The following is a 7,726-nucleotide window of genomic DNA, read 5'->3' on the forward strand; positions in this document are numbered from 1 at the left end:
GGCGCGTCGAAGGGGCGGTGTCGCGCCGGGCGTCACAGCAGCGACGGCACCTCCGCCGCCGACACCTCGCGCGCGGTCCGCTCCAACGCGCTGGCCAGCAACGCCAGATCCGTCGGACCGTTGCCCAGCTCGCGTACCGGGCGGCGGGTGGGCGGGTCGCCCATGCGGTGCCACTCCAGGGGGACCACGGTGGGCCGCAGGGTCGCCGTCCGCGGGATGCGCCCGGTGACCCGGCCGCCCTGGAACACCAGGGACCGCCCCTCCGCGGAGGCCAACCGTCCACGCCCCGGCGCCGGTTCGTCCGGCCCCGGCACCGGCGTGTCCAGGGTGACTCGCAGCGCCGCCCGGCGGGCCGGCTCCGTCTGTTCCGTGCGGCCCCCGGGGCCGGTGGCGGCCACCAGGTGCACCCCGAGCCGCTCGCCCTCCCGCGCGACGGCCTCCAGGGCCCGCATCACCGACCCCGCCGCGGGCCGCCCGGGCGAGCCGAGCGGGGGAGTGACGAGCGCGTCGAGGTCGTCCACGACCACGACCAGCCGGGGCAGTGGCGGCACGGCCCCCGCCCGGCGCCGGGCGGCACCGGGACGCAGCCGCAGGGTGGAACTGGGCGGGGAGTCGACGTCGCCGGCGTCCGATATGGCCCCGGGGCCGGCCGCGCCCGGCGCCGTGCGCTGCGTGACCATCCGGCCCGACACCTCGCGCCCGGTGTGCCACTCGGCGAAGTCCGACCGTCCGAGCAGCTCGGCGCGCCGCTTCAGCTCGGCGCTCAGGGACTGGGCGAACTCCCGCATGCGGACGGGGTCGTTGGCGGTGAGGTGGGTGGTGACGTGCGGTACGTCCGTACAGACACGGAGTCCTTCGCCGTGCCCGCCGCCCGAGCTCACGCTGTCCCGGCCGTCGATCAGGACGATGCCGAGGCGGTCGGGGCGTTCGGCGGAGGCGAGCGAGGCGACCAGTGCCCGCAGCAGCTCGGTGCGGCCGCTGCCGGGTGGGCCTTCGATCAGCAGGTGCGGTCCCTCGGCCGCGAGATCGACGGTGACCGGGCCGCGCGGCCCGGCGCCCAGCACGGCCTGAGCTCGTCCGCCGAGCGCCTCCGTGTCGTCGGCCGCGGCCGCCCACCGGGCCATCAGGGAGGCGGGGGTGGCCCGGGCGAGGCCCAGCTCGTCGAGGAGGCGGGCCGCCTGGGGCAGCGGTGCGGACACGCGCGCGTGGCGTTCGCCGGTCGCGCCGTCGGTGCGCAGCGGTGCCAGGGCGCGCGCGAACCGCTCGGCCCAGGCGAGGGAGACGGCGTCGACCGTGCCGAGGGTGCCGTGCCCGACCGGGCCGGCGGGGGCGGCGGGAGCGTTCGGGGCGTCGGGGGCGGCGGGGGCGCCCTGGGAGGTGCCCGTGCGCGCGATGCGCAGCAGCCGCAGTGCCGTCGCCACGTCGCCGCTGAGCAGCGCCACGGCACCGCACTGCCGGAACACCGGCGACACCGCGCAGGCCGCCTCGTAGGTCTCCGTCACCGGGGAGGTCGGGGAGGCCGCGGCCGTCTCGGCGAGGCACACGACGTGGATGCCGGCCCGCGGGCCCTCCAGGGCCAGCCGCGCCACCGCCTCGCGCACGTCGGCGCCGCCGGGGTCCCCGTCCACGACGACCACGGTGTACGGCCCGGCGAAGCCGCCGACCGGGTCGGTCCCGTCGTCGGGCCGCGCCCAGGAGGGCTGCCGGGCGGTGCCGGCGGCCGCGGCCGCTGCCGGGCCGACCGCGGGGTCGGCAGCGGGGTCGGCAGCGGAGTCGGCCTTGAACGCGGCCGCGAATTCGGCCCGGTGTCCGGCCTGTGTGGGAGTCGCCGCCGGGGCGGTGCCCGCGGCTGTTGCCCGCCCGGCCGCGAGGTCGGCCGCGAGACCGGCCCGGTGCGCGTCCTGCGAGGGAGCCGCCGGCTGGGCCGGGATCGTGCCGGCGGGGGCGGTGGGGGCGGTGGGCCTTGCTCCGGTTCGGGTGTCCGTCAGGTGGTCCTCCAGGCGGCGGAGGAGTTCGTGGGCGCGGGCCGAGGCCTGTTCGCGGTCGTAGGCGAGCAGCAGGCGGCAGTCCTGGCCGTGTCCTGGGCGCAGCTGCGGCAGCCAGCCCAGCCAGGACCACTCGGCGGACCGCTCGGCGAGCGGACGGGAGCGGTCCGCGCTGATCAGCACAATCTCCAGGACATCGGCGGAGTGCAGCGCGGCGAGCTGGGCCAGCACCGCGCGGGCCAGCCCGGCGAGCCGCGCGCGCGGGCCCGCCAGCCCGAGCGCCCCGACCTCGCGCAGCCCGGCGGTCACCGGGACCGCGGGCAGCGGCGCGTCGCCGCCGGGCGCCACCCGGTCGGCCGTGCCGAGCCGCACGGTGAGCGCCTCCGGGTGGCCCGGGCCGCGCTCCCACAGCCGCGGCCCCGGTCCGAGCGCCGTCAGCAGCAACGAGGCGGGGTCCGGCCAGGTCTCCGGCGCGCGGGAGGTGCCCGACGGGGCCGTCGGTGCCGGTCCGGTGGGCTCCTCGTCGTGCGCGTACGTGCCGGACCCGGTGGTGTCCTGGGCGGGGCCGCGCCCGCCGGCCAGCCGCCGCGCCCACGCGCCGAGCCCACCACGCCTGCGCACGCCCTGGGGTACGTCGGTACCCCGCAGGGGCGTCCCCTTGCGCCCGGCGCCGGCGTGCGGGCCGGGGGCGCCCGCGGGGCCGGGGGCCTCGTCGAAGGGGGCCGTCCCGGGGGCGTCCGCGCCGGGTGCGCCCGCGCGGGGTGCGCCCACGCTGGGGACGCCCGCGCCGGGGACGCCCGCGTGGGGGACGTCGATTCCGTACGCGCCCGTTCCGTACGCGCCGCCGTGCGTGTCGCCTCCGGCGGGGGCCGGTCGGGGCGTGCTCACCGTGGGGCCGGTGCCGCGGCTCTCGATGCGGGGTGCGCCGCCCTGGCCGGGCACCTGGGGCGGCTCGGCCGGCGCCGCACCGGTGCCGTGCTCCGCCGTGCCGTAGGCGTGATGCGTCCGCGCGGCGGGAACGTCCCACCCGCCGGCCCCGGCTCCGCGTGCGGGGGCGTCCGGCCTGCCGTCCCGGTTGGCGTGGCTGTCTGGGGTGCCCGCCGTGTGCGGGGTGCCGTCCGTGCGGCCCGTCGTGGGTGGGGGCGTGCCCGCCCTCCCGGCTCCGCGTGCGGGGCCCTCTGGCCTGCCGTCCCGGTTGGCGTGGCTGTCTGGGGTGCCCGCCGTGTGCGGGGTGCCGTCCGTGCGGCCCGTCGTGGGTGGGGGCGTGCCCGCCCTCCCGGCTCCGCGTGCGGGGCCCTCTGGCCTGCCGTCCCGGTTGGCGTAGCCGTCCGGGGTGCCCGCCGTGTGCGGGAGCCCGGCCGTCCCGCCCGCCGTGTGCGGGTGCGCGCCCGCCCTTTCGGTCGTGCGTGCCCGGCCGTCCGGCCTGCCGTCCCAGTTCGCGTAGCCGTCCGGGGTGCCGTCCGTCCCGCCCGCCGTGCGTAGGGGCGTGCCGGGCCGCCCGGTCGTGCGTGCGGGGGCGTCCGTCGCACCGGTCGTGTGCGGCGAATCGTCCGCCCCGCCCGCCGTACGCGCGGAACCGTCCGCCGTGCCACCCACGGGCGCGTGTCCCCGCCCCCCGTCGGCCACGCGCGCGTGGACCACCTCGCCGCCGTCGCCGTCGTCCGTCCCGGCGGCGGACGGGAGCGTCTGGGCGCCGGACAGCCGTACGTGCCCCTCGCCGTCCGGTGTCGTCGCCACGCGCGTCCGCGCACCCTTGGGGACCGGCACGAGCCGCAGGGCCGACTCGCCGATCCGCAGCAGTGCCCCCGGCGCGAAGCGGACCGGACGGGCGCCCACGCGGGTGCCGTCCAGAGTGGTGCCGTTGGTGGAGCCGAGGTCGGCGACCGATACGTGGCCGTCGGAGGCGACGGTCACGGCGCAGTGCATCCGGGAGACGTCCGGGTCGTCCAGCGCGACGTCGGCGTCGGCGGAGCGGCCGAGCTGGATCTGGCCGCCGTGCAGCAGGTGGACGCCGCCGGCGTCGGGGCCGGCGACCACGTGGAGCTGGGCCGGGACGTCGGCCGGCTCGGTGTGCGGGTCGGGCTCGCCCGGCGCGCCCAGGCAGAGCACGGCGCCGTCGGTCAGCGGGGGCTCGCCCAGGGTGCTGCGCTGGGCGTCGAGCCGCTGCGCGCCGGCGTAGAGCACCACCTGGCCGGAGCCCGTGCCCTCACCGCCGGGAAGCGCCGCGGCCAGCGCGGAGGCGACCGCGGCCAGGGCCGTGCCGGCCGGTGCGGTGACCAGCACGTCGCAGCTCGCGGCGCGGCCCCCCACCGAAGCATGCGGGCCCAGCGGGTCTACGACGGTCAGCCGGATCTGCATCGCCGTCAGCGGTCCCTTCGCGCGGGCGCCCGCGCGCCGGGGACAGAAGCCGTCTACCACGGTCCCCCACCGCGGACTTCCCCCACCGCCACACGAGCACGTCGGCCAGTACTGCACGCATCCTCGCACCTGCCACTGACAACGCGCCCGCCGCCCGCCGTCGAATGATCTTGATTGGTCGTCTCTGCCCGCAAAAGTGCCTGACAGGTGGCGTCCCGATGATCGAATGGCGTCCGCTTGAGATCGGTCACGTCCGGGCCCGGCAACCAAGGGACCGGGCCGAGCGTCTTTCCTTCGAACACGCACCTGAACGGGTACCGGACGCGGAACGTAAGACGTACCTGCGGACCATTGGGAACCCCACAGAACGACGACAGCCCGGTGCCGGGACCACGGCACTACAGTGGGTCGGAACAGCCAGCAAGCAACAGGGAGCGCATGACGTGCGGCCGGTAGGCAGCAAGTACCTCCTCGAGGAGCCCCTCGGTCGCGGCGCCACGGGCACCGTCTGGCGCGCCCGCCAGCGGGAGACCGCGGGCGCCGAGGCGTCCGTGGCCGGGCAGCCCGGCGAGACCGTCGCGATCAAGGTCCTCAAGGAGGAGCTCGCGAGCGATCCCGACATCGTGATGCGCTTCCTGCGGGAGCGCTCCGTCCTGCTCCGGCTGACCCACCCCAACATCGTCCGGGTCCGCGACCTGGTCGTCGAGGGCGAGCTGCTGGCGCTCGTCATGGATCTCGTCGACGGTCCGGACCTGCACCGCTACCTGCGCGAGAACGGGCCGCTCACCCCGGTTGCCGCCGCCCTGCTCACCGCGCAGGTCGCCGACGCGCTCGCCGCCAGCCACGCCGACGGCGTCGTCCACCGCGACCTGAAGCCGGCCAACGTCCTGCTGAAGCAGACCGGCGGCGAGATGCACCCGATGCTCACCGACTTCGGCATCGCCCGCCTCGCCGACTCACCCGGCCTCACCCGCACCCACGAGTTCGTCGGCACGCCCGCGTACGTGGCGCCGGAGTCCGCCGAGGGCCGCCCGCAGACCTCCGCCGTCGACGTGTACGGCGCCGGCATCCTGCTGTACGAGCTGGTCACCGGCCGGCCCCCGTTCGGCGGGGGTTCCGCGCTGGAGGTGCTGCACCAGCACCTGAGTGCCGAACCGCGCCGACCCTCCACCGTCCCCGACCCGCTGTGGACGGTCATCGAGCGCTGCCTGCGCAAGAACCCCGACGAGCGCCCCAGCGCCGAGAACCTCGCCCGCGGCCTGCGCGTCGTCGCCGAGGGCATCGGCGTGCATTCGAGCAGCGCGCAGATCGGCGCCGCCGAGGGCGTCGGCGTACTCCTCGCGCCCGACCCGGCGCCCGCGCAGGTCCCGGGCGCCCCCGGCGGCGCCGACCCGACGCAGGTCCTCCCGCAGAACCCGAACGGCGCCTACGACCCGAACGGCGCGACCAGCGTCCTGCCGCACACCGGCAGCCCCTCGGGCGCCGCCGACCCCACCGCCGTACTCCCGAACCGCGGCGCGGCCGACCCGACCGCCGTCATGCCGCCGGTGCCGCCGGGACAGCCGGGCGGACCGGGGCAGGGCCAGGGCGGGCAGCCCGGCGGGCCCGACGACCCGCATCCCTGGCAGAACCAGCTGCGCGCCGCCCGCGACCGCAACGAACAGACGCAGGTCCAGTACCTCGACCCGAACCAGGACCCGCTGCGCCGCCGCCCCCAGCGGCAGGTCTCCCGCCCGCAGCAGCCGCCCCGCCAGGCCCCGCAGGGCCCGCCGCCCCAGCAGCCCGGCTACGGCTATCCGCAGCAGCAACAGCCGCAGCGGTACGCCAACCCGCAGCCTCAGCAGCCTCAGCAGCCCCAGCAGGCGCCCCGGCCCCAGCCGCAGCGCTACGCCCCGCCGCCCACGCCCGAGCCTCAGCCGCCCCGGCGTGAGCCCAGGCCGCCGCGGCAGCGCGGCGCCAACCCCATGCGGATCCCCGGGCTCGGCTGCCTCAAGGGATGCCTGTTCACGCTCGTCATCCTGTTCGTGGCCGGCTGGCTCATCTGGGAGCTGAGCCCGCTGCAGGGCTGGATCGGCACGGGCAAGGGCTACTGGGAGCAGCTCAGCGACTGGTTCACCACCGTGACCGACTGGTTCGGCGAACTGGGCGGCGGCAGCGGCTCGGGTGGTGGGACCTCGACCGGCGGCTGAGCCGCCGGCGGACCGCGTTCCCGCCGAATCCGACGACGAGCCTGGAGATTTGTCGACATCCGGCGGGTGATTTCCGCCTCCGCTGTGAAGGTTGGCTCCCCGGACGCGTACTTTTAGCGCAACACGCGTCGGTAGGAGCAGTCTTGGCACGGAAGATCGGCAGCCGGTACACCGCCCACCAGATCCTCGGTCGGGGCAGTGCCGGCACGGTGTGGCTGGGCGAGGGTCCCGAGGGACCCGTCGCGATCAAGCTGCTGCGTGAGGACCTGGCGTCCGACCAGGAGCTCGTCTCGCGCTTCGTGCAGGAGCGCACCGCCCTGCTCGGCCTGGAGCACCCGCACGTCGTCTCCGTGCGCGACCTGGTGGTCGACGGCAACGACCTCGCGCTCGTCATGGACCTGGTCCGCGGTACGGATCTGCGCACCCGCCTCGACCGGGAACGGCGCCTGGCGCCCGAGGCCGCGGTGGCCGTCGTCGCCGACGTCGCCGACGGCCTGGCCGCCGCGCACGCCGCCGGGGTCGTGCACCGCGACGTCAAGCCCGAGAACGTGCTGCTCGACATGCAGGGCCCGCTCGGCCCCGGCGGCTCGCACCCGGCCCTCCTGACGGACTTCGGGGTGGCCAAGCTCATCGACACCCCGCGGCGCACCCGCGCCACGAAGATCATCGGCACGCCGGACTACCTGGCCCCGGAGATCGTCGAGGGCCTGCCCCCGCGCGCGGCGGTGGACATCTACGCGCTGGCCACGGTCCTGTACGAGCTGCTGGCGGGCTTCACACCGTTCGGCGGCGGCCATCCCGGCGCGGTGCTGCGCCGCCATGTGACCGAGCGCGTCGTCCCCCTCCCCGGCATCCCGGACGAGCTGTGGCAGCTGCTCGTGCAGTGCCTGGCCAAGGCGCCGGCCTCCCGGCTGCGCGCCTCCGAGCTGGGCGCCCGGCTGCGCGAGCTGCTGCCGATGCTGGCCGGGATGGGGCCGCTGGACGTGGACGAGCCCGACGCTGAGCAGGAGGAGGACGCGCCCGAGGAGCCACCGGCGTCGGCCGCTCCCACCGGGGAGCCGGTACGCCGCCGGGGAGCGGTGCCCCTGGTGCCGGGGGCGAAGCCGGCCGACTCCAACCGCGACACGCACACCTCCATGCGCGTACCGGCCCCCGACGAGCTGGCCGGCGGCGCCCGCGGCACCGCCCGGGCCC

Annotated in this window: 3 protein-coding genes; 2 read left to right on the top strand and 1 reads right to left on the bottom strand. The window is 77.4% G+C overall.

Annotation, left to right across the window (positions count from 1 at the left end):
• Positions 1–32: 32 nt before the first annotated feature.
• Positions 33–4,343, bottom strand: coding sequence for an FHA domain-containing protein (locus tag ACFCZF_RS31675; protein WP_376674552.1), 4,311 nt, complete (start codon positions 4,341–4,343; stop codon positions 33–35).
• Between the two features lie 443 nt (positions 4,344–4,786).
• Between ACFCZF_RS31675 and ACFCZF_RS31680 the strand changes: the two genes are divergently transcribed.
• Together ACFCZF_RS31680 and ACFCZF_RS31685 are read left to right on the top strand one after the other, a co-directional pair.
• Complete coding sequence (locus ACFCZF_RS31680) at positions 4,787–6,532, top strand: serine/threonine-protein kinase (protein ID WP_376674548.1); 1,746 nt, start codon at positions 4,787–4,789, stop codon at positions 6,530–6,532.
• A gap of 143 nt (positions 6,533–6,675) precedes the next feature.
• A partial coding sequence (locus ACFCZF_RS31685) for a serine/threonine-protein kinase (protein WP_376674549.1) occupies positions 6,676–7,726 on the top strand: 1,051 nt, incomplete at its 3' end.

The sequence above is a fragment of the Streptomyces sp. NPDC056296 genome (assembly GCF_042268605.1).
In the GTDB taxonomy this organism is placed as follows: domain Bacteria; phylum Actinomycetota; class Actinomycetes; order Streptomycetales; family Streptomycetaceae; genus Streptomyces.